This is a genomic window from Mycobacterium sp. 1165196.3 (genome assembly GCF_001673415.1).
Lineage (GTDB): Bacteria > Actinomycetota > Actinomycetes > Mycobacteriales > Mycobacteriaceae > Mycobacterium > Mycobacterium europaeum_A.
This window is the reverse complement of the sequence record NZ_LZLU01000129.1, coordinates 1-2786: the sequence shown is the minus strand read 5'-3', so window position 1 is coordinate 2786 and position 2786 is coordinate 1. Positions and strand designations below refer to the sequence as shown.

Below are 2786 nucleotides of genomic sequence, written 5' to 3'. Positions count from 1 at the left end.
CGCGACCGTGCCGGCCGTGGCCGCCGCCGACGTGCCGGAGGTGCTGGCGCGCTTCCCCGGGGCCGGCACGGCCAAGGTCAAGGTCGCCGAGCCGGGACAGACCCTCGCCGACGATGTCGCCCGGGTCAACGCTGTGCGGGAACTGGTGCCGACCGTGCGGGTCGACGCCAACGGCGGCTGGAGCGTCGAGGAGGCGCAGGCCGCCGCGGCCGCGCTGACCGCCGACGGCCCGCTGGAATATCTCGAACAGCCCTGCGCGACGGTCGCCGAGCTCGCGGCGCTGCGCCGCCGCGTTGAGGTGCCGATCGCCGCCGACGAAAGCATCCGCAAGGCCGACGACCCGCTGGCCGTGGTCCGCGCCGGCGCCGCCGACATCGCGGTGCTCAAAGTCGCTCCGCTGGGCGGGATTTCGGCCATGCTGGCGATCGCCGCGCAGATCGACATCCCGGTGGTGGTGTCCAGCGCGCTGGATTCGGCGGTGGGCATCGCCGCGGGCCTGACCGCCGCCGCGGCCCTGCCGCAGCTTCGGCACGCCTGCGGGCTGGGCACCGGCGGGCTGTTTCTGCAGGACGTCGCCGACGCCCTCGAGCCCGTCGACGGGACCCTGCCGGTGGGGCCGGTCAGGCCCGATCCGGAGCGGCTGCGCGCGCTGCGGGCGGCGCCGGAGCGGCGGCAGTGGTGGATCGACCGGGTCAAGGCCTGCCATCAGTTGCTTGTACCGTCGTCCGGGTGATCAACCTGGCTTACGACGACCGCGGCTCCGGTGAGCCCGTGGTCTTTATCGCCGGCCACGGCGGCGCCGGACGCACCTGGCACCCCTATCAAGTCCCCGCGTTCCTGTCGGCCGGCTACCGCGTCATCACCTTCGACAATCGCGGGATCGGCGCCACCGAGAACGCGGAGGGCTTCTCGACGCAGACCATGGTCGACGACACCGCGGCGCTGATCGAAGGCCTGAACGCGGCCCCGGCCCGCGTCGTCGGGATGTCGATGGGCGCGTTCATCACCCAGGAGCTCATGCTGGCCCGGCCCGAGCTGGTCAGCTCGGCGGTGCTGATGGGCACCCGCGGCCGCATGGACCGGGCCCGGCAGTTCTTCCGCGACGCCGAGGCCGAGCTGTCCGACGCCGGCGTCGCGTTGCCGGCCGCATACGAGGCGAAAATCCGCCTGCTGGAGAACTTTTCCCGCAAGACGCTCAACGACGACACCGCCGTCGCCGACTGGATCGCGATGTTCTCCACCTGGCCCGTCAAGCCCACCCCGGGCATGCGCGCCCAGCTCGACGTCGCGCCGTACACCAGCCGGCTGACCGCTTACCGCAGCATCGCGACGCCGGTGCTGGTGATCGGCTTCTCCGATGACGTGCTCACGCCGCCGTACCTGGGCCGCGAGGTCGCCGACGCCCTGCCCAACGGCCGCTACGTGCAGATCCCCGACACCGGCCATCTGGGCTTCTTCGAGCGGCCCGACGCCGTCAACGCCGCCATGCTCAAGTTCTTCGCCGAGCACAAGTAGCCGCCTCGCGCTGGGCGCATGACACAGGGCCTATGTTGATCGCCCGCTTCCTCCTCCCGCCCCAGCGCGGCGGGCATCGTCAGCGGGCTATGACACCCTGTAGGAGTGAACCCCTCGACGACACAGGCTCGCGTCGTCGTTGACGAGCTGATTCGCGGCGGCGTCCGCGACGTGGTGCTCTGCCCCGGTTCGCGCAACGCCCCGCTGGCCTTCGCGCTGCAGGACGCCGACCGGGCCGGCCGGGTCCGCCTGCACGTCCGCATCGACGAGCGCACCGCCGGCTACCTGGCCATCGGCCTGGCCATCGCCGCCGGCGCGCCGGTGTGCGTCGCCATGACGTCCGGCACCGCCGTCGCCAACCTCGGCCCGGCGGTGATCGAGGCCAACTACGCCCGGGTGCCGCTGATCGTGCTGTCGGCCAACCGGCCCTACGAACTGCTGGGCACCGGGGCCAACCAGACCATGGAGCAGCTGGGCTACTTCGGCACCCAGGTGCGGGCCACCATCAGCCTGGGGCTGGCCGAGGACGCCCCCGAGCGGCTGGATGCGCTCAATGCCACCTGGCGATCGGCCACCTGCCGGGTGCTGACGGCCGCCACCGGATCCCGCACCGCCAACGCCGGGCCCGTGCAGTTCGACATCCCGCTGCGCGAACCTCTGGTCCCCGGTCTCGAGCCCCAGGCGGTGACCCCGCCGGGCCGCCCGGGCGGGCGGCCGTGGACCTACACCCCGCCGGTCACCTTCGACCAACCGCTGGACATCGACCTGACACCCGACACGGTCGTCATCGCCGGGCACGGCGCGGGCGCACAGCCCAACCTGGCCCAGCTGCCGACGGTCGCGGAGCCGACTTCATTTTCTGGCCAGCCCGTGCCTAACCCGCTGCACCCGCTCGCGCTGCCGTTGCTGCGGCCCAAGCAGGTGATCATGCTCGGCCGTCCCACCCTGCACCGGCCGGTGTCGGCGCTGCTGGCCGACCCGCAGGTACCGGTGTTCGCGCTGACCACCGGGCCGCGCTGGCCGGACGTCTCGGGCAACTCGCAGGCCACCGGGACGCGGGCGGTCACCACCGGCTCGCCCAACCCGGCCTGGTTGGACCGCTGCGCGCAGACCAACCGGCACGCCCTGGCCGCCGTCCGCGGCCAGCTCGCGGCGCACCCGCTGACCACCGGCCTGCACGTCGCGGCGGCGGTGGCCGACGCGCTGGTGCCCGGCGACCAACTGGTGCTCGGGGCGTCCAACCCGGTCCGCGACGCCGCGCTGGTCGGCCT

The 2786-nt window shown here is 73.3% G+C and carries 3 protein-coding genes; all 3 read left to right on the top strand.

Annotated features, from left to right (window positions below; translation table 11 throughout):
- On the top strand, window positions 1-733 hold a 733-nt coding region (locus A5659_RS14040), incomplete at its 5' end, for an o-succinylbenzoate synthase (RefSeq protein ID WP_067181889.1).
- Window positions 730-1515 (top strand): alpha/beta fold hydrolase, encoded by a 786-nt coding sequence (locus A5659_RS14035; RefSeq protein WP_066866434.1) that lies wholly within the window; start codon window positions 730-732, stop codon window positions 1513-1515. The genes A5659_RS14040 and A5659_RS14035, both read left to right, overlap by 4 nt.
- Before the next feature lie 105 nt (window positions 1516-1620).
- Window positions 1621-2786 (top strand): 2-succinyl-5-enolpyruvyl-6-hydroxy-3-cyclohexene-1-carboxylic-acid synthase (gene menD / locus A5659_RS14030; protein ID WP_067181886.1); only part of this gene is annotated, 1166 nt, incomplete at its 3' end.